22 protein-coding genes are annotated in these 25,507 nt (G+C 41.3%); 14 read left to right on the plus strand and 8 right to left on the minus strand.

The window, feature by feature from the left end; translation table 11 throughout:
* Window positions 1–399 precede the first annotated feature (399 nt).
* Window positions 400–2,499: a DUF2339 domain-containing protein gene (locus G631_RS0113060; protein WP_026489837.1), complete on the plus strand. Its 2,100-nt coding sequence runs from the start codon at window positions 400–402 to the stop codon at window positions 2,497–2,499.
* A gap of 8 nt (window positions 2,500–2,507) precedes the next feature.
* Here the strand turns inward: G631_RS0113060 and G631_RS0113065 are convergent, their stop codons facing one another.
* A complete protein-coding gene (locus G631_RS0113065; RefSeq protein ID WP_026489838.1) occupies window positions 2,508–2,921 on the minus strand; it encodes a hypothetical protein in 414 nt (137 codons plus the stop codon).
* 252 nt (window positions 2,922–3,173) lie between these two features.
* Between G631_RS0113065 and G631_RS0113070 the strand changes: the two genes are divergently transcribed.
* The 3 genes from G631_RS0113070 to G631_RS0113080 are packed head-to-tail and all read left to right on the plus strand — an operon-like array spanning window position 3,174 to window position 5,241.
* Window positions 3,174–3,509, plus strand: coding sequence for a PadR family transcriptional regulator (locus G631_RS0113070; RefSeq protein ID WP_026489839.1), 336 nt, complete (start codon window positions 3,174–3,176; stop codon window positions 3,507–3,509).
* 2 nt (window positions 3,510–3,511) lie between these two features.
* Window positions 3,512–4,531: a permease prefix domain 1-containing protein gene (locus tag G631_RS0113075; protein WP_026489840.1), complete on the plus strand. Its 1,020-nt coding sequence runs from the start codon at window positions 3,512–3,514 to the stop codon at window positions 4,529–4,531.
* Window positions 4,528–5,241: a DUF4097 family beta strand repeat-containing protein gene (locus G631_RS0113080; RefSeq protein ID WP_026489841.1), complete on the plus strand. Its 714-nt coding sequence runs from the start codon at window positions 4,528–4,530 to the stop codon at window positions 5,239–5,241. The genes G631_RS0113075 and G631_RS0113080 overlap by 4 nt, the downstream gene beginning before the upstream one ends.
* A 7-nt stretch (window positions 5,242–5,248) precedes the next feature.
* Here G631_RS0113080 and G631_RS20975 read toward each other — a convergent pair whose 3' ends face one another.
* The gene (locus G631_RS20975; protein WP_155833923.1) at window positions 5,249–5,407 is read right to left on the minus strand and encodes a hypothetical protein; all 159 of its coding nucleotides are present in this window, start codon (window positions 5,405–5,407) and stop codon (window positions 5,249–5,251) included.
* 170 nt (window positions 5,408–5,577) lie between these two features.
* Between G631_RS20975 and G631_RS19205 the strand changes: the two genes are divergently transcribed.
* Window positions 5,578–5,964 (plus strand): DUF1622 domain-containing protein, encoded by a 387-nt coding sequence (locus G631_RS19205; RefSeq protein ID WP_035789829.1) that lies wholly within the window; start codon window positions 5,578–5,580, stop codon window positions 5,962–5,964.
* Complete coding sequence (locus G631_RS0113095; RefSeq protein WP_026489842.1) at window positions 5,951–6,592, plus strand: YoaK family protein; 642 nt, start codon at window positions 5,951–5,953, stop codon at window positions 6,590–6,592. Before G631_RS19205 ends, G631_RS0113095 begins: the two co-directional genes overlap by 14 nt.
* On the opposite strand, the gene G631_RS0113100 is transcribed toward G631_RS0113095, so the two are convergent.
* Both G631_RS0113100 and G631_RS0113105 read right to left on the minus strand, forming a co-directional pair.
* The gene (locus tag G631_RS0113100) at window positions 6,593–7,285 is read right to left on the minus strand and encodes an LrgB family protein (RefSeq protein WP_026489843.1); all 693 of its coding nucleotides are present in this window, start codon (window positions 7,283–7,285) and stop codon (window positions 6,593–6,595) included.
* A complete protein-coding gene (locus G631_RS0113105) occupies window positions 7,285–7,662 on the minus strand; it encodes a CidA/LrgA family protein (protein WP_026489844.1) in 378 nt (125 codons plus the stop codon). Before G631_RS0113105 ends, G631_RS0113100 begins: the two co-directional genes overlap by 1 nt.
* 110 nt (window positions 7,663–7,772) lie before the next feature.
* On the opposite strand from G631_RS0113105, the gene G631_RS19210 reads away from it, so the two are divergent.
* On the plus strand, window positions 7,773–9,980 hold the full coding sequence (locus G631_RS19210; protein WP_051197235.1) for a glycoside hydrolase family 31 protein: 2,208 nt from the start codon (window positions 7,773–7,775) through the stop codon (window positions 9,978–9,980).
* Window positions 9,981–10,889 carry a hypothetical protein gene (locus tag G631_RS0113115; RefSeq protein ID WP_026489845.1) on the plus strand — a complete coding sequence of 303 codons (909 nt, stop codon included), beginning with the start codon at window positions 9,981–9,983 and terminating at the stop codon, window positions 10,887–10,889. It begins immediately after the preceding gene.
* A gap of 6 nt (window positions 10,890–10,895) precedes the next feature.
* Here the strand turns inward: G631_RS0113115 and G631_RS0113120 are convergent, their stop codons facing one another.
* Window positions 10,896–11,291 carry an RrF2 family transcriptional regulator gene (locus G631_RS0113120; RefSeq protein ID WP_026489846.1) on the minus strand — a complete coding sequence of 132 codons (396 nt, stop codon included), beginning with the start codon at window positions 11,289–11,291 and terminating at the stop codon, window positions 10,896–10,898.
* 235 nt (window positions 11,292–11,526) lie between these two features.
* On the opposite strand from G631_RS0113120, the gene G631_RS0113125 reads away from it, so the two are divergent.
* A complete protein-coding gene (locus G631_RS0113125; RefSeq protein ID WP_026489847.1) occupies window positions 11,527–12,810 on the plus strand; it encodes an O-acetylhomoserine aminocarboxypropyltransferase/cysteine synthase family protein in 1,284 nt (427 codons plus the stop codon).
* A 723-nt stretch (window positions 12,811–13,533) separates the two neighbouring features.
* Here G631_RS0113125 and G631_RS0113135 read toward each other — a convergent pair.
* Entirely contained in the window at window positions 13,534–14,730 is a 1,197-nt protein-coding gene (locus G631_RS0113135; RefSeq protein WP_026489849.1) for an MFS transporter, read from the minus strand.
* Between the two features lie 38 nt (window positions 14,731–14,768).
* Window positions 14,769–17,255 (minus strand): EAL domain-containing protein, encoded by a 2,487-nt coding sequence (locus G631_RS20345; protein ID WP_051197237.1) that lies wholly within the window; start codon window positions 17,253–17,255, stop codon window positions 14,769–14,771.
* Window positions 17,256–17,523: 268 nt separating this feature from the next.
* Here G631_RS20345 and G631_RS0113145 point away from each other — a divergent pair, with 268 nt between their 5' ends.
* From G631_RS0113145 to G631_RS0113155, 3 genes are all read left to right on the plus strand, one after another.
* Window positions 17,524–18,261 (plus strand): hypothetical protein, encoded by a 738-nt coding sequence (locus G631_RS0113145; protein ID WP_026489850.1) that lies wholly within the window; start codon window positions 17,524–17,526, stop codon window positions 18,259–18,261.
* A gap of 231 nt (window positions 18,262–18,492) precedes the next feature.
* Window positions 18,493–20,508, plus strand: coding sequence for a diguanylate cyclase domain-containing protein (locus G631_RS0113150; RefSeq protein WP_026489851.1), 2,016 nt, complete (start codon window positions 18,493–18,495; stop codon window positions 20,506–20,508).
* 179 nt (window positions 20,509–20,687) lie between these two features.
* Window positions 20,688–22,490 carry a methyl-accepting chemotaxis protein gene (locus tag G631_RS0113155; protein ID WP_026489852.1) on the plus strand — a complete coding sequence of 601 codons (1,803 nt, stop codon included), beginning with the start codon at window positions 20,688–20,690 and terminating at the stop codon, window positions 22,488–22,490.
* A gap of 71 nt (window positions 22,491–22,561) precedes the next feature.
* Here G631_RS0113155 and G631_RS0113160 read toward each other — a convergent pair whose 3' ends face one another.
* The gene (locus tag G631_RS0113160) at window positions 22,562–22,840 is read right to left on the minus strand and encodes an HU family DNA-binding protein (protein WP_026489853.1); all 279 of its coding nucleotides are present in this window, start codon (window positions 22,838–22,840) and stop codon (window positions 22,562–22,564) included.
* Window positions 22,841–22,989: 149 nt separating this feature from the next.
* Here G631_RS0113160 and G631_RS0113165 point away from each other — a divergent pair, with 149 nt between their 5' ends.
* Together G631_RS0113165 and G631_RS0113170 are read left to right on the plus strand one after the other, a co-directional pair.
* Window positions 22,990–23,511, plus strand: coding sequence for a PH domain-containing protein (locus G631_RS0113165; protein WP_081671355.1), 522 nt, complete (start codon window positions 22,990–22,992; stop codon window positions 23,509–23,511).
* Between the two features lie 191 nt (window positions 23,512–23,702).
* Window positions 23,703–25,487 carry a methyl-accepting chemotaxis protein gene (locus G631_RS0113170; RefSeq protein ID WP_026489855.1) on the plus strand — a complete coding sequence of 595 codons (1,785 nt, stop codon included), beginning with the start codon at window positions 23,703–23,705 and terminating at the stop codon, window positions 25,485–25,487.
* Window positions 25,488–25,507: the final 20 nt, after the last annotated feature.

Raw genomic sequence — 25,507 nt, forward strand, 5'->3', positions numbered from 1 at the left:
TGCTGATATGATACTCATATATACTGCAGGTTCGCGGTGATAAGTTTCTGATAAAGCACTCCTCTTTGAGTTGCTTTCTAATTTCGTTATTCATTAAAAATCCTCCAGAATTAAATATTTTCAGTGATAAAAAACATTCTTCCGGAGGAGGGCGGACTCTCAGCAGTAAAGAGTTGTGAAGAAATACAGAAAATGTTAATCTTTTCATAGGCGGAAGTAGTGGTTTTGTTTTGGTGTGGTAACTTAAACAATACTCCTTTTAGGAGTCACTATCTACCGCCTTTCTAAAAGTAAAAACGCTGCGCACAGCCTTGGCAGGCCGTCGCGCAGCGACTTAGTTCAATTATAATTAAAGGCTACACTTATTTTTTTATACGATAATAATCAGGGGAGAAGTGTATGGGACAGATTGAAGAGTTGGAGAGGGAACTTAGTACCATCAGGTTCCAGGTCAGTCAGATTCAAAATCGCTTAGATCAAGCGTCAAATACAATTGAAGAATTAAAGAGACAACAAGGGGTGGCGCCACAGATGCAGCCGCAGCCGCAACCGCAACTATATCAGCCTCAGGCTAGAACTGTAGCACAGCCAATTTACCAGCAGGCACCACAGCAACAACCACAGCCTCAGGTTAGAACTACAGTGCAGCCACAACCCCAGTTATATCAGGCACCAGTCAGGAAATCATCCACAGAATCCTGGATTGGTAAGCATCTTATGGGAGTTTTGGCAAGTATCCTGATCTTTATAGCTCTTGTTTTGTTTGCAAGTCTCATCATTCCTTACATGAATGATGGGGTTAAGATCACAATGATGTTTACAGTCAGCATAGGCCTCACAATTGGAGCATATTTTCAGCATGTTAAAAAGCCGGAGAATACGTTTTTTACAGCCCTTCTTGCTTGTGGTCTTGGATGCACCTACCTGTCGGTTCTAGTCACCAGGATACATTTTGAGGTTATAAATGATCTGCTTATGTATATTCTTTTGTTTATCTGGGCCGCAGTTGTTCTTATAATAGGCAGAAAAGAAAGCAGACTCTTCCAGACTATAGGCGATGCAGGATTTGTGATATCGGCCTTCCTGGGCGCAGGAATCAAAGATACAGCACTGGTTATTCCTATGCTCTTCTATTTATGCATACTGGGCGGAGCCTTCCAGTTTGCCTTCTGGAAGAATAAGACCCAGCGTCTTATTCAAAGTTGCATTAATTTGGGAATCATCTTTTATTTTGCTGTTGTGATAGGAGACAAGATTAGTATTGGTGTTCCTCTGACTATTGCAGCAATTGTTTTGATGCTTATAAGTGCAGGTTATTATGCATATTTCCTATTTGGGAATCTGCTTACAGAAGATGCAGATAATACATTCATGGCCTTTGGAAGCGCTATAGCCCTTGCTTCCTCCTATATGCTATTTGGAGATTGTGTTAATACGGCTACATGGCTTGACATTATTGTTTTCTTCGCCATAGTAGTTGTGGCAGAGGCAGCTCTTTTAATGGGCATTTCAAAGAGTGACAAGCCCTACGTAAGGTCTTTTAACATTGCCTGGACAACTGGCTGGATCATCGTAGGTTTGATTCGAATTTGCTTTAACTACGAGGAATTCTTTGATACAGGAATCATATTTGTGGCCTTTCTTGCGGTAGCTCTTTATGGAATCAGGAGAGATATAAAAGGCTTTAGAAACCAGGCAGCGATTCTTGCAGCTGCAATGATCATTTTAGAGCTTATTGGTAATAGCAGTGTCCTTTTCTATGGAGCGGCCTTTATATTTGCTGTAGTAGTGTTTATCTTTGAGGCATTCGTGGTCAACAAATATGCTCTCAGCAAGATTATCTTTTATGTTATGACTCAGGTCTGTATGGGATTATTCTTGTTTACTGCGCTGGAAGACAGCCTGGCGAAATATGCAGAACTAAGAGAACTTTTAGTTATAACTCCTATGGGAATATTTAACGCTGCCATGATCTTTCTTAAGTTTGACCATGACAGCGCGGGTAACAAGGATAAACAGATCAGCACTGTCCTTAACATTTTCAATGCTATAGGAATGCTGGTGGGACTTTACAATATAGAAAATGTGGATTCCCCTGTATTACAGGGCCTGTACATTGTATTTACTGTGGCACTTGCCTGCATTAACCTTCCAAGACACTTTGCTTCTGGTGGCAGTGAAAAGCTCTACGCAGGCATCAAGTTTGGAATAATCCTTCTTGTCAGCCTTTTTGGCTATGATGCAGAGGGATTTGTAGTCAGCGTTGCCATTCTGCTCTTTGCTATCGTGTGCATTGCTGTGGGCTTTAACAAGACCTTTGGAGCCAAAGAGCTAAGGCTCTACGGACTTATCTTGTCTATGATCTGCGTTGCAAAGTTTATTATGATCGACATAACCTATGAGAATACCATTGGACGCGCAATCAGCTTCCTGGTAAGTGGTATCCTCTGCTTTGGTATAAGCGCGATTTACAACCACTTTGAAAAACAAGGAAGGTAGTCAAAAAATCATCTGACTTCTACAGTTGGGTCAGGTAAATCTGTTACTGGAGGATTGTCATAGTGATCTCCAAGGCTCACATCTACAGTAGAAGAGTCAATTGCCTTGTCTTTTTCTATTGTAGATGAGCCGTCTGTTTTGGTGACAGAAGCGGAAGTTGCTGAGGAAGACTCCTCCACATTGGTAGCTTCCAAAGAAGCCGCATCTGTAGCCTCATTAGGAGCATCATTAGCATCGGAAGAAGAATCTACAGAAGAAACATTGGTAGATTCTGCGCCCTTTGATATAGCTTCTGTTGAATTATTCTCTGTAGAAACTGCTTCTGTAGAGCCATCTTTCTGGTTATTTGTACATGCGCCAAGGACCAGGCAGGCAAGACCTATAGTAGTACCGATCAATAATTTCTTTTTTAGATTTTTCATCGTCTTTCTCCTCTCATTCCCAAAATAATTAAAAATATTCTATCACTATAGAAACAACGTAGCAACGCGGTTTGTGACGCTTTTCAAATGCTTTTTTGCTATTTTTAAAAAATATTTTTGACGATGTGTTGACATACTACGATAGCCGTGGTATATTTACTACGTCAGATATACTACGACAGACATAGTACATCTGTCATAGTACGATAGTCGTATGAAATACACATTTTAAGAGAGGATGTGATTTATGGGATGGTAGAGATCAGTAGCGATGTAATTCGCGGATATAATGACACCATTATCCTATTTATCCTCCTGGATGAACCTTCTTATGGATACGAGATTTCCAAACGGATCAGGGCTCTTTCAGAGGACAAATACATTATAAAAGAGACAACTCTTTATTCCGCGTTTACCAGAATGGAGAAAAATGGATATGTCGAATCCTATGCGCAAAGCGCAGAGAACGGCAAGAAGAGAACCTACTACAGGATAACCGAGTTGGGGAAACAGTACTACATGGAAAAATGTGCTGAGTGGAATCTTACAAAAGAAGTGGTTGAAAAGTTTATCAGAGGAGATAAGTGATTATGGATACAATTAAAAATTATCTGGAGACAATGTTTGCGAATCTTCCAAATACAGTCGAGGTAAAAAAGGCCAAGGACGAGCTTTACTCTATGATGGAAGACAAATATACAGAGCTTATAAATGAGGGCAAGACAGAGAATGAGGCAGTTGGAACAGTTATCTCAGAGTTTGGTAATCTGGATGAACTGGCAGAGAGCCTTGGAATAGATAAGGTTGTAAGTGAGGCAGTTGACTCAGATACAAGAGTTCTGTGCCAGGAAGAGGTCCTTGATTATATCAGAGACGTAACCCGCCAGAGATTTACTATTGGTCTTGGTGTTATGCTGTGCTGCTTTGCTATGGTTGGACCAATTCTTTTTTCTACAATCGGAGATATGATCGGAAGAGAAGGCGTTGTAGGAATAGGTGTGATACTAATGTTCCTTCTGGCTGCTGCTGGTGTGGGAATGTTTATCTTTTCCTCAGTTATGATGAGCCAGTGGAAATTTCTTCAAAAAGAGCCTTGCGCCATTGATTTTTCTACTGCTGAGTATCTTGCAAGGGAGAAGGAGGACAATGCAATCCTTCGCGGCAGCATCCTTACAATAGGCATAATAATCTGTGTACTTAGCATAATTCCTGTTATAGCCTTCAGCACAATCTTTGGAGAAACATTTCCTTTTCTCACAGAAGGCATCGGCCCTTCAATGATCTTTATCTGCGCAGGTGTTGGAGTTCTGCTCATTATCTTTTCAGGAGCCAAGGACTCTGCATATGACAAGCTCTTATCTCTCAATGATGTAAAGACCATGGCTGGTGACTTTGAACCGGTTAAAAAGGCCAGAAAGAACTATGTCAATGAATATGCGAAGGACTTCATGTCAATGTACTGGAAAATAGTTCTTTGCATTTACCTGATCATCAGTTTTTCATCCTTTAACTGGGGTTCAACCTGGCTTATATGGCCTATCGCTGGAATTATCCGCAAACCACTTGGAAGGATCCTGACAGGAAATCGTGAGGGAGGTGAAGCTAAATGAATAAGGCATTTATGTTTGTTCTTGTAGTGATTACTGTAGCCGCTGTATTTTGGGGCATCAAGACCCACCTCTACAACGAGGGAGAAGTAGTTAACGAAGATTTCAATATTACTGGAGAAATAAAGAAACTTGACATAGATGCTGCTCTTTTGAACATCAAGATTGAAGAGGGCAAAGAGTATAAAGTTGAATATAAAGGCGATGAGAACTTCAGGCCGGTGTTTGATTATGACGAGAATACAGGAGCTCTTTTGATCAAGCAGAATCAGAAGGTCAAGAAAGCAAACCTAAAGACAGACAACAAGCTCACAATCGAGATTCCAAGGGATAATGAAATGGATAGCTTTATAGTTGAGCTTGCTATCGGAGATCTGAATGTGGATGATATTGTGGCAAAAGAAATCTCACTGACAGGTAACATGGGTAATATTGAGGTAAATAAATGCTCTTCTGAGAAGATTTCTATAGAAGCCAATATGGGCGATGTGGAAATCAGCAAATGTGATGCTACAGATCTTGATATCACAAATTCCATGGGCAATGTGGACATAACCCTGGAAGAAGATGTTAAGGACTATTCCGTTGAAGTATCTGCGTCTTTAGGTGATGTCAGAATAGGCAAGGAAAAGGTAGATAGCTCTTATAAGCAGACTGGAGATAAGGGAACTATCAAGGTTGAGTGCAATCTTGGAAATGTCGATATAAAATAACAGGCGATCACAAAATAAATAGCACAACAAAGCAAATCAGCGCTGCTATAGCTGCAGTAACTGACAGAATCTTTTTTCTAATAATGCTGGGGTCTACATACTTACCATTGTAGATCACAGCATTTATTGTTTTCTGTTTTTTACCAAAATTCTTATCTATGTTCATGGAACAACCTCCAATATCAATCTAGTTTAACTTATGAATATGTACATTTTCTGTTGATAAAATAAAAAAAATATAAAATCTCGAAAACGTTATAGATTTGCGATAAATCAAGGCTTTAACTATAATAAAGTTATACATAAGTCAGTAGAGATTGCCATGGAGGATGAGCTATGGAGAATATTTATCTGAATGCAGAAACATATCTTCGCTATATAGTTGAATTTTCCACACTTCTTTTGGAACTATTTGGAATATGTATCCTGGTATTTACAGCCATTAAGAGTTTTGTCTTTTGGCTTAAAAAGGATGAATCCATTAGACTTCAGTTGGCACAGGGAATTGCTCTTGCCCTTGAATTCAAGCTTGGAGGAGAGGTGCTAAGGACAGTAGTAGTAAGAGAATGGGCTGAGCTCGGGATTCTGGGAGCCATCATAACCCTTAGAGCTGTTCTTACATTTTTGATCCATTGGGAAATAAAGAACGAGAAAAAAGAACTTGCTCCAAAGACAATTTCAGACAAGGACGAAATATCAGGAGACACAAATGCAGAAGTCTGAGAGTTTTAGATTAAGCGCGCTGTTATCATTTTCCGGTGGATTGCAGGATGCGTATACATACAATGTGCGAGGCAGTGTATTTGCCAATGCACAGACAGGTAATGTGGTTCTTATGAGCCAGAATTTTATGATGGGACAGTGGGGTAAGGGTCTACACTATCTTTTACCGCTTATATCATTTGCTGCGGGAGTGTTTCTGGCAGAGAGAATTGAGAGCAGATTTAAAAGAAGCCCTAAGATCCACTGGAGACAGATAGTTTTGCTGGTTGAGATCATTATGCTGCTTGTAGTGGGATTTTTACCGGCATCTTTTAACGTGATCGCTAATATGCTGGTTTCTTTTGCCTGTGCGATGCAGGTTCAGACCTTTAGAAAGGTGCATGGATACGGATATGCCAGCACCATGTGTATTGGAAACCTGAGAAGCGGAACAGAGAGCCTGTCTAAGTTTATGCGAACAAAAGAGAAGGCTGCTCTATTTAAGTCACTTCATTTCTTTGGAATTATCGTTATATTCGCCATAGGAGCCGGAATAGGAGGAGTCCTATCCGGACAGCTAGGCATTGGAACCATTTGGATTTCATCAATGATATTGATTGCTGTGGCTCTGATGATGATAAGAGAATGATCAGATGAGCCCGGCAAATACTGTTGCAAAGATTACAGTTAGTATACCGGCAACAGCTATTGAAAGGGAACTCATAGCACCTTCTATTTCTCCGATTTCCATGGCCTTGGCAGTGCCAATAGCATGAGCTGCAGTTCCAAGGGCAAGGCCCTTAGATATAGGTTCATGGATTCGGAAGATCTTACAGATAAATTCACCAAATATATTTCCCAAAACTCCGGTTATAACAATAACCGCAACTGTGATAGTTACATAGCCGCCAAGTTCCTCTGATACACCCATGCCTATGGCTGTTGTGATGGACTTGGGAAGAAGTGTCACATAGCTCTCGTGAGAAAGTCCCATGAGCTTTGCCAGCACAAATACAGTCACAAGGCTTGTCAGAACACCAGAGAATATTCCAAGCATTACAGCCTTGGCATTATTTTTCAAAAGCTCCCATTCTTCGTATAAAGGTATAGCAAGGCAAACTGTAGCAGGCGTCAAGAGCCAGCTAAGGTACTTGGCACCTTCATTGTAGGTATCGTAGTCGACGCCACAGGCCAGTAAAAATAAGATGGTTGCTATTATAGATATAAGAAGTGGATTAAGAAATCCGTATCCAAATTTCTTCTTAAGATAGGCACCGATGCTGTAGGAGAGAAGACTTATTGTGACTCCTGCATAAGCGCTGTTTTGCATAAACTCGCCCATTATGCTTCCTCCTTTTTACTATTTATCTTTTTGTGGCCTCTGCGGATAATAACCTGAGAAACAAGCCCGGTTGCGGCCATTACTGTAAAGATTGTGATCACAGTGATGACAGATACCGGAATCAGAACGCTCTTAAGTACACCCCAGGAGGACATGAGTCCTACGCCTGCCGGAATAAACATAACAGGCATTATTTCAATAAGGAACTTGCCTGCATCTCTTACCTGATCGAGCTTTATAAGGCCTGTCAAAAGGAAAATAAACATAAATACCATCCCATAAATACTTGCAGGGATAGGGAGTGGAAGGATTGCCTTGCATATCTCGCCCATAAGTGAAACTGCAAGAATGATCAAAAACTGTTTTAAATATTTCATAAATAATACCTCGATATAACAAAAAAACATTACACATTATACTATCTTTTTTTAAAGACGCAAGTTGTGTGCTATCATTGAGTATATCTAAATAAAACGAGGCATAAGACATGATAAATATTGATGACAACAGCTTTTATTTAAAAACAAAAAATGGGACTTTAAGGTTAACCATAATGGATTGTGGCATCGTAAGGACATCCTTTTCTGTGGATGGAGTATTTGATGCAAGACAGGGCAAAGGGATGTGCAATGTCCAGGTAGAAAAAGATCATGAGATCATTCAGGGGCAGAACGAGACAATAATTGATACTAAATATATCCTGGTCAGAATAAACGAGGAAACAGGCGCCGTCACATACGTTGATAAAAAGGGGAAAACAATTTTATCAGAGAGACGTACTTGTCCGAGACAGCTGGAAAAGATAAGTCTTTACAAAGTAGCTGATAACAACAGCGCTGTAGTTGAAGAAATAGAAACAGCTGATGGTATTAAGAAAAAGATAAAGGCTGCGGATAAGGAAGAATATGGAATAGCCTACAAGACAAGGACTTATTTTGAGTTTGAACCAGAAGAAATGCTGATTGGTTTTGGACAGGGCGAAAATGGTGAATGGAACTTAAGGGGCAGTACCTATTACATACATCAGGCAAACAGGAAGATTGCAATTCCTATGGTGGTTTCAACCAATAATTACGGAATACTTCTCAGCACCAATTCCCTGGCACTTTTTTCTGAAAAGAATGGAGAAGCCTATATCCAGACTGAAGCAGACTACTATCTGGATTACTACTTTATTCCGGGAGATACGCTTCCAGCAGTAATCAAGGGCTTTAGGAAACTTACAGGACGAGCAGCAATGCTTCCCAAATGGGCTTACGGATATATTCAGTCCAAGGAGAGGTATAAAAGCCAGGGAGAGATCCTGGATGTAGCAAGAGAGTTTAAAAAGAGAAAGATTGGAATAGATTGCATCGTCCTTGACTGGCTCAGCTGGGAAGATGGGAAATGGGGGCAAAAGAGCTTTGACAGATCCAGATTCCCATCTCCAAAAGAGATGACAGATGAGCTTCATGATATGGGAATCCATTTTATGATGTCCATTTGGCCAAACATGAGCCCTAATACGGAGGATAATAAGGAGTTTAAGGAAAAGAATTATCTTTTACCGGGGACTGATATTTATGACGCGTTCAATGAAGAGGCCAGAAAGCTCTATTTCTCCCAGGTTGAGAGAAACCTCCTTCCGTCAGGGGTGGACGCCTTTTGGTGCGATTCAAGTGAGCCTATAACGCCTGAGTGGGAGCATCATATAGAACCGGAGGACGGTGAAAAATACTGTGAATTCAGGACAGATGCAGGAAATATCATGCCGCTTGAAATGGCTAATTCCTATGGCCTGTATCATGCCATGACCATATGGGAAGGGCTTATTTGCGCAAGACCGGATAAAAGAGTTGTAAACCTTACCAGAAGTGGATGGGCAGGAAGCCAGAAATATGGAACCATATTATGGTCAGGCGATGTTTCTGCTAGCTGGGATTGCCTTAAAAGGCAGGTGAGAGCTGGCCTTCAGATGGCGGCAAGCGGAATGCCCTATTGGACGTTGGATGCAGGAGCTTTCTTTGTAAAAAGGGGATTTCAGTGGTACTGGAACGGCGAATATGAGGGAATTACTGACGAGTACAAAAAGCTCTATGTAAGATGGCTTGAGTTTGCAGCTTTTTTACCAATATTCAGATCTCACGGAACAGATGTGAGTAGGGAGCCCTGGGCCTTTGGCGATAAGGGTGATCAGTATTATGAAGCAATTGTAGCTACTATTAAGGGAAGATACAGGCTTATTCCATATATCTATTCTGTTGGAGCGGCGGCGTGTTTAGATGATGGCATGATCATCAGGCCCTTATTCTTTGATTATCCGGATGAAGAGGGCATTCGCGAAATTTCTGATCAGTATATGTTTGGCCCAGGTCTTATGATCTGCCCCGTGGTAAGCCCTAAAGATACTATTTCTATATATTTGCCAGCAGGTAATAACTGGTATGACTACTATACAGGCAAGTTTTATGAGGGCGGAAGAAGGATAGAATATGAGTGTCCTATCGACAGGATTGCAGTATTTGCAGTGGCAGGCAGCATTATTCCACTTGCCGAAGAAGATGGAACGATAGAAAAAAAGGTATATCCGGGTAAAGATGCTTCTTTTAACCTTTACGAGGATGACGGCGAATCCTATGGATACGAAAGAGGCCAATATTCAATAACAAAACTTATGTGGGACGATAAACAATGCAAATTAGATGTGGAGAAATAAATGGATTTTCCTGTTGCAAAGGCATATTATCATTTGCCTGGTCTTTTTGAATTTTATGATTTTTACAAGGTCTTTTTGCCCTTATTCAGGGAACATAGAGCCTATTTCTACGACTGGTGCGAAATAGGTTCTATTTACGGTGCGCCTGCAGATTGTATCTGGGGCGGGGGCCGTGTCGGCTTTGGTGATGAAGGAGCATATGATGTGGCTGAGCTTATGAAGGAATATGAGATTTCTGCAAGGCTTACCTTTAGCAATTCTCTGATCAGGGAAGAGCACCTTGCGGATAAAAGGTGCAATGACCTATGCCGTTTGTTTGAAAAGACAGGTGGAGTCCAAAATGGCGTTATTATCCATTCAGACCTTCTTCTTGATTACATAAAAAATGAATATCCTGACTTTTATTTTGTTTCATCTACGACTAAGGTTCTGACTGATTTTGGAGACTTGGAAAAAGAGTTAAGCAGGCCTGAATTTGACTACGTGGTCCCTGATTTCAGACTGAACAAGGATATGGATAGGTTAAAAGAGCTATCGCCAGACTTAAAGAAAAAGGTAGAGTTTCTCTGCAATGAATGCTGCTATTATGGTTGCACAGACAGAAAAAAGTGCTATGAAAACGTAAGCAGAAAGAGCCTTGGCGAAGATTGCGAAGATCATATATGCCGCTCACCAAAGGCAAGTGAAGGTTATAAATTCTCTCTGGCAATGGAAAATCCTGGATTCATCGGAGTAGACGACATCCAGGATACATATATTCCAGCTGGTTTTTCTAACTTCAAGATAGAAGGTAGAAGTCTGGGAAGCGCTATAATATTGGAATTTCTTTTGCATTACATGACTAAGCCTAAGTATCAGCTAAAGGTCCGGGAAGAGATATATCTTGATAGTACTCTGGATCTCTTTTGACAAGAATTAGAGGAGGTCACTAAGCTTTTTACTGTAAAAGAAATTCTTCTCAAGCTCGTAGAACTCTCTCCACATGGGCAGAGTCTTGCATTTGCTTGCTTTGTCACAATTGTAGTTTTCATCCTGAAGGCATGCTACAGGAGCAAAGGGGCCTTCCATCAGCTCTATTATCTCTCCAACGGAGTACGCTGAAGGCTCTTTACAGAGTTTATAGCCGCCATGCTTGCCGCTGGCACCTACAATAAGTCCGCCCTTTACCATCTCTTTAGCTATGATCTCCAGATACTTTTTGGAAATATCCTGGCGTTCAGCGATATCCTTAAGTGGAATGAAATCGTCGCTTTCTTGCTGAGCTAAATCTATCATTACTCTAAGGGCGTAACGTCCTTTCGTTGAAAACATAGTCTGTTGCTACTCCTTGTCTTTTATCTTTATGTAAATTGCTTATTCCTCATAGTTGTCTTTTGACACCTATATCATAATATACCATATTTAAATAATTCAATAATCAGCAGAAGTTATCGCAAGTGATAACTCTTTATTATGATAAAGTATATTGACATAGTAGGTAAATACATTTTAAAATCATTCCAATACAAAAAACGCGAATGAGCAAGCCAGGAGGAGGATTTAAGGTATGAGCAATTACAGATTTGAGACACTTCAGTTACATGTAGGACAGGAACAGCCAGATCCAGCAACAGATGCTAGAGCAGTTCCAATTTATCAGACAACTTCTTATGTATTTAGAAATTCACAGCATGCGGCAGACAGATTCGGACTTGCTGATGCAGGTAATATCTACGGCAGACTTACAAACTCAACACAGGATGTTCTCGAAAAGAGACTCGCAGCCCTTGAAGGCGGCAGCGCAGCTCTTGCAGTAGCTTCCGGCGCAGCAGCTATCACCTATACAATTCAGGCACTTGCTGCAAATGGTGGACATATTGTTGCCCAGAAGACAATCTATGGTGGCAGCTACAACCTTTTGGCACATACACTTCCACAGTATGGAATTTCAACAACCTTTGTTGATGCACATGACCTTGCAGAGGTAGAAGGCGCTATCAAGCCAAATACAAGAGCTATATACCTTGAAACTCTTGGTAATCCAAACAGCGATATTCCGGATATTGATGCAATTGCTGAGATCGCTCACAAGCATGGTCTTCCTCTTGTTATAGATAATACCTTTGGAACACCATATCTTATCAGACCAATCGAGCATGGTGCTGACATTGTAGTTCACTCAGCTACAAAGTTTATTGGTGGTCATGGAACAACACTTGGTGGAATCATCGTAGAGTCAGGTAAGTTTAACTACAAGGAGAGTGGAAATTATCCTCAGATTGCATCTCCAAACCCAAGCTATCACGGAGTATCTTTCTATGATGCAGTTGGACCAGCAGCCTTCGTGACCTATATTAGAGCAATTCTCTTAAGAGATACTGGAGCAACTATTTCTCCATTTAACGCATTCCTTCTTCTTCAGGGAGTTGAGACTTTGTCACTTCGTCTTGACAGACATGCGGAGAATACAAAGAAGGTAGTGGAGTTCCTCTCAAGACACCCACAGGTTGAGAAGGTAAATCACCCATCTCTACCAGATCATCCTGATCACGCCCTCTATGAGAAATATTTCCCTAACGGAGGAGCATCAATTTTTACTTTTGAGATCAAGGGCGGCAAAGAGGCAGCATGGAAGTTCATCGACAATCTCGAGATCTTTTCACTTCTTGCAAACGTAGCAGATGTTAAGAGCCTTGTAATCCACCCCGCAACAACAACTCACTCTCAGCTCAACGACGAAGAACTTGCTGACCAGGGCATTACTCAGAGCACCATCAGACTCTCAATCGGCACAGAGCACATCGACGACATCATCGCCGACCTCGAAAAAGGATTCGCCGCAGCCAAGTAAAATAAACCACCCTCTTCCCCCTGCCCATTCTACGCTCGCAGGGGGAATTTTGCTTGTTCAAAAAGATTTTTTGTCGGTTCTTTCGCTGGGATTTATGGCCTTCCAAAAGATGCCCCAAAATCCTACGAATTAAACTCAGCTCGTCCCAGAATCTATTTGGCGGGTGGATTTGATACTTGCGAGCGTTATAAAGAAGTTCCATTTTCTAATGCTACCAAAGCAGCCTTTCCCACGCATGCGAAGCGTTGTCTGAAGCAGGACGGGTAGCATAAACACAATAGGAAATGCCATAGCCCGCAAAGCGGGCGTTAACAAAAATGCGAAATCAATCTTTCAAGTACACTTGAAGAAGTTGATTTCGCATTTTTTAATGACGCATGGCGTCAGATGGCATTTCCATATATACAGTTTCTTCCCGTCCTGCAAGTTTACGCTGCAGCATGCGCTTTAAAAGAAAGGCTGCGGGAGCATCTAAGAAAATGTGAACTTCTTTGTCGCGAGTAAGATCAAATCTCTTGCCAAATCCAGGATTCTGGGATCGAGCTTCGGACAGGTAATTCGTAAACAGGATTTTGGGACGCTTTTGGAAGGCGCATAAATCCGTCAGCTCCTTCTTACGCCAAAAAACTCTTTTTTGAACGGCGCAAGGTCCCTGCGTAGGGAATGTGGCGCTGAGCGGGGGCAGGGGCTTTGCAGTCTCATCAAGCATGTTCAAGACGAGGTTTAAGAGGCACCATTGGTGCCTTGGCCTCTCTTCAGGTACATCCTACCGGCGCAGATAGCTGCGGCAATTGAGAAGATATAAAAGGCGGCCAGGATTCCAATGGCCATTCTCATTCCCAGGCGCTCTGCGTTGAAACCGGTGAGGGCGGTGAAAAGGACGCCGCCGATGCCCGTTGCAGTGGTGATCATGCCTGTTGAAAAGGCGGTGTTTTTCCCGGCGAAAGGAATCATCATATTGAGGACGCATGGATAGATGGCGCCGCTGGCAAATCCAAGAGGGATGCAGAGCGCAAATACCACGAGGCTGTTATCTATAAGAGCTACAAGGACGGTGAGAAGTGGAATTGCCACAAGGGCAGTAAGCAGGATGGCTCTGGCTCTTTTAGCAAAATAGCCCACGAATACTCTCGAAGGGATCATCATCGCCCAGAATGCTGAGAGGGCGTAGCGGCCGAGGCCTGAGTCCAAAACGTCCGCGAACAGAGTTTCTACAAAGTACGCGAAGCCGTTTTCAAATCCAACATAGATGCACATGATAACGCAAAGAAGCAGGATTCCAATGAGGAAGAATTCTGTTTCTTTTTTTGTAGATTCATCTGAAGTTTCTTCCTTGGCGGAAACTTCTCTTTTTCCCTCTCCTGAGGCCATGATTCCGGCAAAAGAGATGAGGCTTCCCACTGCGAGGATGGCAAAAAGAACTTTCCATGTAAGTCCAAGACTAAGATAATACTCAACAACAAGAGGAGCCACCAAAGCTCCAAGGGCATACATTGAGGTCATGAATCCAATTTTTTTGCTGCCGCTGATGGGATAGGAGTCTGCAAGAGCAGCGATGGATATGAACTGAAGTGCACTGGTGGTTAAGCCAAGAAAGAACACACCTACAACAAATGCACTTTGTAGACCAATTATCTGGATTCCTGCGGCGGCCACAAACTGGATCACCAGCAGGAGCTTTATACACTTTGTTTTAACGTTGGCGTCTGCCCATGCCCCGAGGATAAGCGGTGCAAGCATTGTGGCAAAGAGCTCTGTGGCTGCAAAGAGGCCTTTGGAGGTCTCGGAAAGATCGTAGTTTTGCCCGATGCTTCGAAGACTGGCCTGATAGCCGCCTGCTTCAAAACCGTTAATGAATATGATCAAAAAAAGCACAAGCCATAAAAAGTCGAACTTTTCAGATTTATCATTACTGTTCATGAAAACCTCCTGAGCAGATATGCTTTTTGAGTTAAGGCTTACTGTTGCATCCGATCAAGGACCCTTGGGTACATGTTTTCATCGGTGACGCTCTCATCAGATCTGAACATATAGGAAGTACTAACCTTTAATGTCATTTTGTTACCATCAAGTTCTCTGATGGATTCAATAGCTTCTTTTAACTGACTGCACAATTCATCAACTTCAGACTGCTTGTCAGTATATAAAAGCAGCGCAAATTCTGACTGTATCATTCGGGCTACAGCGCATTTGTCCTTTGTGACATTCAGTATTTCCTGCCCCATTCGATGTAAGAGCTTTTTGATAAAGTCTTCTCCGTAGTCAGCAGCAACTCTGGCATGCTTTGTGTCTCTAAGTATAATAAGCGCAAAATCACGCCCCAGATTATGGTAGTTCTGGGAATAATCTATAAGGGCATCAAGGAAGCCTTTTTTATTCATACAACCGGTAACGGTGTCTGTTCTTTTTACGTTATAAAGCTTGTCTATTCGGGCCATCTCCTCATCAACATCAAAGAAATAGCCCATCAGGCCGGTAATCTCGTTGCCGTCATATATAGGAGTCTTGAAACACATGATGTTATGGACAACGCCTTTTACGATGCAGTATCCCGGAACGCCTGAAATCACGGCACCATTTGTAAGAACGTCAATTTCGTCGTCTCTGTACACTTTGCCGTCGGTATGCCAGCCCATGTCCTCATCGTCTTTGCCGAGGATATCGTCGATGGTAAAGCCGTAGAAGTCAAGAAAAGCTTTGCTGGCGCCCAAAAACCTCCTGTTTTTATCCTTCCAAAAGAATTTAAGATGAGAGGCAGTTACAGTGTTTTCCCACATTTTTGCATACATTTGTGAGTCCTCTGACTTAAGCCCGTAGTCTTCGCGGTTATATAATTCCTGGATTTTGTTAAGGATTGAGTGGGTATCGTCAGGAGTTGGCTTTGTGCACATGAGGAATTCTTTTTCCCCTGTTCCTGGAATAAGCATGAGCGATAGGCCTTTCCACTCATAATTACCGTCACTTTGCTTGATCCTGAACATATTCTCGACATAGCCTTTGGAACTTTTTTCTATGCGGCTGTTCAGTGTAGACCAGTCGCAGAAAACATCAAACTTCTTGGCGTCAGCCAGCGCAATATATTCCTCTTTGAACTTTTGGGTATAGGTATTAAGATCCATGCCATCGCTGGAGCTGCCCTTCATATAACGGAATTTTCCAACAAGCGGAATGATCGTGTTGTTGGATGGATTGATCTGAGCCACAGTGTCAAACATGTGATTTATTTCTTTTAACCTGAAATCAAGGCTGTTGCTCTTTTCAATATTTGAATCAGCAGAAATATTGCGAATGGAGCTAATGTAGATATGGCTCCCGGCGTTTTCCACGATCTCTTTTCCCTTGAGGCACAGAATGCTGCCGTCAACAGTGAAGTAGAAGGTTTCAAGGTTCTTGCTCTGACTAACGGTATCAGCGAATTTTCTGAGCTGGGAATTTATGGGAGAGTTGGAATGGAATACTTTCTGATCGATATCTTCCTGGTCGTAGGATCTGCCAAAAGCCTGTATTTTGTAAATGTCATTCATGAAAAGAGTTCTGAGAACTCCGTTGTCATCTTCTAAAATGGCCAAAGGTTCATCAGTATGCCTTGCAGAGAAGCTGGCCACATCGTAGAAATGGCGCCACTGCCTCTTTTCAATCTCAATTTTGCTCTCTTTGATATGGTCAAAAAAGTCATTTATGGGCATAGGTTTGCCGTAATAATAGCCCTGAAGTCGGCCACAGCCGATGTTTTTTAGAAACTCCACCTGCTCCTGGGTTTCTACGCCTTCTGCCAGCGTCATGACATCAATTTCTTTTGCCATGATAACTGTAGAAGTAATTATGGCCTTGGATTTGTCGTCAAAGGAGCGAAGAAATGACATATCGAGCTTAAGGGTGTCGAAATGATAGTCCTTAAGGACAGTAAGAGAGGAATAACCGCTTCCAAAGTCATCCATCCACACCTCATAGCCGGTGCTTCTGAAGCGCTCTATCATGCCGGACATCAGCTCGGCGTCAGATACGATCATGCTCTCGGTTATCTCAACATGAATGTAGTCCCTTGGAATATCGTACTCGTCCACGGCATCCTCCAAAACCTTGAGCATGTCAGTGGCTTCAAGGTCAAGGCGCGAAAAGTTGATGGACACAGGAACTGCGTCGAGGCCATTATGAATACGCTCTGAAATGTCGGAGCAGACTTTTTTAACAATCCAGCAGTCAAGCTTGTGGATCTGCCTGCTCTCTTCGAGAGCGCCTATGAATTTATCAGGTGAAAGAAATCCCATTTCAGGGTCGATCCATCTTGCCAGAGATTCAGCGCCGCAAAGCTGCCCTGTGAGCGCGCGAACAACAGGCTGGTAATATACTTTAACCCAGCCATTTTCCAATGCTTTCTCGATATTGGCAACCACGTATTCCGCGATTTTTTTGCGTTCCTGACTATTGTTTGAGGCAAGTGGCATGAACGTAATCTCCGTGAAAATTTATTGTTATATTGAGCATAACATAAGTTGAGTACCGATAGTATATAATATTGATAAAATGATTATAAATATGACAAATTTAATTATTGTTTCCAAATAAGTTGTTTGCAATAAGTGGTAGTTACCGCGTAATAACAAATAATCTTTTTGAGGTGGGTGTACGAGATTGTGATAAGGGGTTGAGGTTTAGGGTTTATAGTGTATAATTGACATCTTGGGTATTTTAGTCTAAGAAGTGAGGAGTTCCATGAATAATCTATTGTACATCTATGAAGAAGTCCTTGATCTGATCAAGGATAAGCACCTCGATTCGTTCGAGAGGGAAGGAGCCAGAGATAATTTTACTTGGCAGTTTGCAGAGAAAGGTTCATCACTGCATGTTCAGACCGTTAATCAGAGCCGTTTCGTGTTATATGCTACCGAGAATGATTTCAACCTGATAAAGAGAAAGGCTGATGAAGCTAATCTTGGTATTGTTATCAAGGAGAGCAAAAAAGACGTTATTGAACTTATGGTTTCTCAGTATGAGGAAGTAGGAAGTAAGGCAATCCTGTTTGTTAGAAACGGTAATAAGGGACTTTTACAGAACCCTGAAGAGCCCAGACTTCCACATGTGATATATCTTTTTACTAATGAGAACCTTGAGTTCCTGCTTGATTGCATGGTAGAAGCTAAGGCAGCCAAAAAAGTGGCATCAACTGACAGTAAGTCAGCTAAGCCTATCAGACCAGTAAGACCTACACCAGAGTCTAAGATTGGAATTTATAGAGCCTTTGCAACGCCTAAGGTTAAGGCTCCAGAGCTTTCTGATGAGGAGATTGAAAGTACACTTCCCGTAGGATGTGAAGTAGAACATGCCAGATATGGACAGGGCGTTGTCCAGACTATAGCGGATGGCAAGGTAACTGTATTGTTCGAAGATTCAGTAGAGAAGACCTTTGCAGCATCTGTTTGCATCGACAAGAAGCTGTTAAAGATATTATGATCGGTGAAAAATGAGATATAAACAATACTTATATTGTTTATATAATATATATAACATTGAAAAGCGGTGATCCTATAGTGGATTGCCGCTCTTTTGCTATTTCAGCGGAGATATTAAATAACTTAGAGAAAAATAATGAAATTCTTATATTTTTATAATAACGGAAAATCAACTTTAAATTTAATTAAAAAGCGATTATGATTAATATATTTAGGAGGGCTATGGCTCGGAATGTATTATTCAGTGATCGCTGCAATGGCGTTAGTTGTTAATTTAATACTGAACTGGGAAACCCTCAGAGATTACACCTTTTTTAAGGGTGAAAGAGATGAACAGGCACTTGTAAGGCATCGCTATGCGCAATTTCTGTCTGCGGTGAATTGCTTTTACCTGATAGAGATTTTATGGGGTGTTTTCTATGGACGTCATGATACGCCAGCGGTTTTTGCACTCGTATACTCGGTGACAGTGTTCTATTTCATCTTTATACAGCTTACTATGCTGACCTGGGCGAGATATATGGTGGTTTATCTGGACAAGAATAGTGGTGTCCGGAGTAAACTCCTGCTAAGCATAGTGTGGGCCATGTTTATTTTTGGAATTGTGGGACTGCAGTTCAACCGGTTTTTCCACTTTTTGTTTTATTTTAACGAGTCCCATGAATATATCCCAGGACAAGGCAGATATATTACATCTACCCTTCAATGGGTGTTCTATTTAGTTGTTTCTATCTATATGCTGGTTATAGCGCGCAGATCAAGTGGCCGCCAGAAGGTAAGGTATATGGCGGTTGCTGTGACTAGCGTTATTTTCGGCGTCTCTATATTTTTCCAGATTCTTGTGTCATTTTTCCCGGTGTATGTAATTGGACTTATGGTTGGAACCTGCATGATACATTCTTATGTGGAAGCAGGAGAGAGAAAAGAAAAAAAGATACAGGATCATATTGCTTCTGTAATGGCAGAGGATTATGAGGCAATTTTCTATTTTGATATTGAGAGTGGTGAATATCTTGAGTTTGCAAGATGCAAAGAATATGAACCACTGAATTTTGCTAAGTCCGGTAAAAATTTCTACAATGATCTTCTGAAAAATGCAGAAAAAAAGGTGTATCCAGAGGATAAAGACTATGCCACCAGCTTTTTTACCAAAGAAGCAATGAAAAGTAACATTGAAGGAAAAAGGTCCTTCTCTTTTAAATTCAGGGTCATGGTAAAAGAAGAGCCAAGGTATTACATGTTCACCTATATGTGGGCTGGAGATGGGCAGCACATTATCCTTTATGAGAAGGATATAGAATATGAGCTTCAGGCAGAGAAGGAACGCACTGAAAATCAGGAAAAAACTGTAACATTTAGTCAGATTGCAGAAAGCCTGGCTTCCAATTACGATGCAATCTACTATGTGAATGTTGAAAACTCTAGCTTTGTGGGCTATGAAGTAAATAACATCTATGGACAGCTAGAAATAGGAGAAGTAGGGGCAGATTTCTATAACGACTGTTATGAAAACATTCCAAAGCTGATCCATGAGCAGGATCAGGAAAGCCTTGTTGAATTTATAAATAGGGACTCTTTGCTGTCTACATTAAATACCCATAAGAGCACTAGCATAAATTACCGCATAATAAGTGGCGGAAAGTCTCAATATACCAGAATGACAGCCAGAAAGAGCAGCGATGGGTCACATTTTATCATTGGTGTTGAAAATATTAACGAAGAAATTCAAAGAGAAAAACAGCACCTAATAGAACTTAAGACTGAGAAAGAACTTGCAAGGCGAGATGAACTAACAGGTGTTAAAAATAAGAATGCTTACAAGGAGCTGGAGGAGTCCATTCAGGGCAATATGGACAATGGCATGGACTACCTTCCATATGGGCTCATTGTTTGTGATGCCAATAATCTTAAAAAGATAAATGATACTATGGGTCATGCAGCAGGCGATGAATATATAAAAGCCTGCGCTAAGCTGTTGTGCAATATTTTTGTCCATAGTCCCGTCTTTAGAGTAGGTGGTGATGAATTTACTGTATTTTTGCGCGGCGATGATTACTACAATAAAGAGGAACTTGTGGACAAATTGCGCAGCCAGGTGCTTGAAAATCAAAAGTCTGGTTCAGGGCCGGTTCTGGCTTCCGGAGTAGGTATTTATCAGCCAGGAAAAGACCTGGTAGTAAACGATGTATTTGAGCGGGCTGACAAGGAAATGTATGAAAACAAGCAGATGTTAAAAGGGCTTAAATAGGCATTAGGATAGTGATGATTTTACACTCTGGTGTTGTTTTTTCGAATTCATACTTATGTTTATGAAATCTTAATACATAGGTAAGCTTTTTTACCTATTTTATGGACCTTAGATATGGTATAGTCAAAGAACGGATGGCGAAATTTCGATAATTTTGCTGCGGAAAGGAACAAAATAGTATGGAAAAGAAAAGTGGTTCTTTAATGTTGCCTATAGTAGGCTCAATCTTTCTGGCAGTTGTGATAACAGCAATTTCCATTGCAGGTTTCAACATGTATAATACCGTCTCAACTAATTCTTTGCAGGTTGAAGCTTACGAGGAGAGACTCCGTGAAGATATCATGAATGAGCTTAAAAACGAGACTCAAGAAGCTATGAGCATCTGCCAGGTTATGTATGAAAGATATCAGGCTGGCGAGATGACCATGGAAGAAGCGCAGAAAGAGTCCGCTGATATTATCAGAGAGCTTAAATACAACGATGGCGCAGGATATTTCTGGGTAGATACATCCAAAGGTGTCAATGTGGTTCTCTTGGGCCGTGATACTGAAGGGCAGTCAAGATGGGACAGTGTTGACCCTAATGGAACTTACTTTATTCAGGAAATGATCAAGAATGGTCTTCAGGAAGGCGGCGGATATACAAATCTTATGTTTGCCAAGCCCAATGAGACTGAGCCACTTCCTAAGATCAATTATACTGCTTATTTCGAGCCTTTTGACTGGGTTATGGGTACTGGTGTATGGGTTGACTATATTGATACCCTTAAGAGCGAGTACACAAATGAGTCTAATAAATCACTTACAAGCTCTATTACAAGCAGCGTTATAGTAATGATAGTTCTTCTCATTATTGGTATCGCAATTGCTGTTTATATGGGTAAAAGAATCACTGCTCCACTTATCCTTGCTACTGACCAGATGGTTCGCATGTCTAACAATGATTTCACGGATAATGAGCATATGGAGAAGGTTAGACAGCTTCCTGCCAAGGAACATAATGAGATTGGTCAGATTGCAACGGCTCTTGACCTTATGCATACCAACATAAGAGATCTGATGATGAAGATTTCAGATACTACTGCTTATGTTGCTTCTGCTTCTGAGGAACTTTCCGCAAGCGCTTCACAGTCTGCCAAGGCCAGTGAAATGGTAGCTACTTCCTGTACGTCGGTTGCTGAATCCTGTTCAGGTCAGATTACTGCTGTTGCTGGTGCCAGCAATGAGACCAAGACCTTTGTTGATAACATGCAGGAATTCCAGGATGCTATCGGCAAGACCACTGAGATGATAAAGACTACTAATGAAGCTGCCAAGAAGGGCGCTGCAGATATGACAAATGCCACCAACATGATGGAATCTATTAAGGATTCTGTAGAGAGCACAGCTACTGTAGTAGAAGCACTTGGCGAGCAGCTTAAGAGTATAGATACCTTTGTTGATACAATTGCAGAAATTGCAAGCCAGACAAACCTCCTTTCTCTTAACGCCAGCATTGAGGCTGCAAGAGCAGGCGAAATGGGTAAAGGCTTTGCAGTTGTTGCAAGTGAGATCAGTAAGCTGGCAGATCAGTCTAATGATGCAGCATCCAAGATCACAGAGCTTATTGAAGAGATCATGAAGAATTCTGATGAAGCAGTTTCTGCTATGCGTCAGGGCGCAGAGAATGTTGTAGAAGGTACAGAAACTGTAAACGAGGCAGGTAATACCTTCAGTAACATTGTTGACATGGTATATTCAATTTCTGAACAGTCAGAGAGAATGAGCGAGATTGTAACTCAGCTTTCAGAAGGAACAGAGACTATCGCAAGTAACATCAGCAAGATTGAGGATATGAGTGCCAACGTTGCAGATGAGACCCAGAACGTATCAGCTGCATCAGAGGAGCAGACAGCTTCTTCACATGAGGTTGCAGAAGCTTCTGATAAGCTTGCTAGCAACGCTCAGGATCTGCAGGACTTTGTTTCCAAGTTTGATCTTTAATAAAGTCTCAAACGATATTATGATAAAAAGGCAGCCGGTGCAAACCGACTGCCTTTTAAAATCGCTTTTTATTATTTCTTGTTAACAGCTTCCTTGAGAGCCTTACCAGCTTTGAACTTAGGAACTGTAGCTGCAGGAATCTTAAGTGTAGCGCCAGTCTGAGGATTCTTACCTGTTCTAGCTGCTCTCTTTGCAGTCTCAAATGTTCCGAAGCCAACGAGCTGAACTTTGCCCTTCTTCTTAAGCTCCTTAGTAACAACTTCTGTGAAAGCCTTTACAGCCTTCTCGCTGTCCTTCTTGCTGAGCTTTGTAGCCTTTGCGATAGCTTCAACGAGTTCTGTCTTATTCATATTTTTTCCTCCAAAAGAAAATTGTGTTTGTGGGGCCTTATTGCCCTTATGTAAAAATATTATCGCATTTTAGTACATTTGTTAATACCTATATTAAAAAAACTTTTGTGATATAATAAGTCATCATAGCTTGGAGGGAGCGTTACATAATGGAAAACAGAGCATTAGAAATAACACTTATTGTTTTGATCGCCGTGGTTGCGGCATTTGTAGTACTTACTATCTTATCAGCAGTTCTCAATAGAAAGAGAAAGAGCTTAAAGCAAGAGGGGAACATTCTCTGGAAGGACCGGAAACACACATTCCTGGGATTTCCTTTTTCCTTTACAGTATTTTCAGTTTCTGAGGACAGACTATTTGTAAAAAGAGGTTTCTTTAACATAACAGAGGACGAGGTAAGACTCTACAGAGTGCTGGACATCAGTCTCAAGCAGACACTTGGACAGAGAATATTAGGCCTTGGTTCTATAGAACTTAAGACTTCAGACAAGACTCTTAAGAACTTCGTTATTGAGGCTGTCTGCCATTCAAGGGATGTAAAAGAGCTCTTGTCTGAGAAAGTTGAGAATCAGCGTAAGGAAAACCGCATTTCTGGCAGAGAGTTCATGTCCTATGATGATGATGACAATGATAGCAGTCCTGAGCAGGAGCAAGAAGATATAGATATGTAATTAATGTGGTCTCTTTGACATCGTAGACGTGCAAATTATTAATTTAAGATTTAATGCAATATTTGTAAAAACACTAAAATTAGTATTAAAAATCGTCGAGAAATCTAGAAGCACCATCGTCCGTGGTGTAAGATTTTTAGTGAACTGATACAGATTTTACGGTTGCAGATGATGTTAAAAAGGAGACAACAATGGCTACAAAAAATAATCAGAAAAAAATACCATTTTTCAAGACGGTAGCAGGAATGAGTGGCATTTCATATGCGGCTTTATTGCTGCTATTTGTTGTTTCTATCTTTATTGTTATTGGGCAAATGAATGATATTACATCCACATCCATAGGTACTTCTACAATGGTAGAAGGAGTCATGGATGATATTCGTGTATTTGAAGTAGATATGCGTATTCTGGATAATGATGGATTTGCCTTTGCGGCTATGTATGACACAATCGTAGCTATTGGACAGCTGGATGGAAAACTATCAGAAATGGAAAAATGCATTGCCGAGATGGATGCGGCTGTGGAAGGAATCAATTCTACCATGGCAGTTGTTACAAGTGCAGGTAGTACTGCTCAACAGGCGGCTGCTATCCTGCAGGAGAATTATACTCCTTATAAAGCAGGTTATCAGGCAGTTATGAAAGCAGCCAAGGAGGGAGATGTCAATACAATTTTAGGTGTTGTATATGGTGACGCATCAACTCAGCTTGCTAACATGAAAGAGCAGCTGGTTATCTTAAATGAAGAGCTGGTAACTATTCAGAACGCAACTCAGAACTATGTTCGTGCTAATACAAGATCTGCAGTTATGATTGTCAATGTAATTGTGGTTGTTTATGTGATATTTATCATTGCCTTCTTGTTCTGGAATTATAGGTCCATTGGACGTAAGGTTAACCAGATGGCAGATGAGATCAATGGAATCATCAGTGATATTCAGAATAATAAGGGTAATCTTAATGCAAGGGTTGAAACCCAGACTTCATCTGAGCTTGTACTTATCAAAGATGGCTTTAACCTATTTATAGAGACCCTTCAGGGCATCCTAAGGCAGGTCAAGGATGGAACAGTTGTACTTACTGAGTCTTCTGAGAATATGACAAGCCAGATCATGCTGGCTAGTGACAATATTACAAACACTTCTGCAGCGTTAGAAGAGTTGTCTGCTAGCATGCAGAATGTGTCCGACTCAGCGCGCGTTATGAATGACAAGCTTGAAAGTGTTAAGGACGCTACTGATAGCATTAACGGAGGCGTAGAGGATGGAACAGCCAAGGCTGAGGAAATAAGGGCTGAGGCTATTGTTATCAAGGAAGATGCACAGAACAAGAAGGACAACACTGGAGCCAAGATGGAAGAATTATCGACTGTTCTTGAGCAATCAGTTAAAGATAGTGAGAAGGTTGCACAGATCAACGAACTTACAAAGGTAATCCTTGATATTGCATCACAGACAAACCTTCTGGCCCTCAATGCATCTATTGAGGCAGCAAGAGCTGGAGAAGCAGGAAAGGGATTTGCGGTTGTTGCTTCGGAGATTAGCTCACTAGCTGAGAATTCCCGTCAGACTGCTGGAAATATCCAGGTTATCAGTAATGAAGTTACAGAGGCTGTTACATCTCTTGCAACTAACGCCAATCAGGTGCTTGAGTTCATCAACACGACAGTTCTTGCAGATTACGATGCCTTTGTAGATACCGGTGAGAAATACGAAGAGACAGCAAGACTTATCAATGAAATGCTGGATGGCATTTCAACTCAGTCCCAGAGTCTTAACACAATTATGAGTGAGATGGCAGATTCTGTAACATCTATCTCAGAATCTGTAGAGCAGGCTTCAGAAGCAATCAATCAGTCTGCAGAACATTCACAGGATATTGTCGACGAGATCAGTGGTATCAGCTCGGCTATGGATACAAACAACGATGTTACAGAAAAGCTTAATGATAGTACAAGGCAGTTTATTACTATATAGGCGTCTTTATACAAAATAAA

Source organism: Butyrivibrio sp. XBB1001 (genome assembly GCF_000424505.1).
Taxonomy (GTDB): Bacteria; Bacillota; Clostridia; order Lachnospirales; family Lachnospiraceae; genus Butyrivibrio.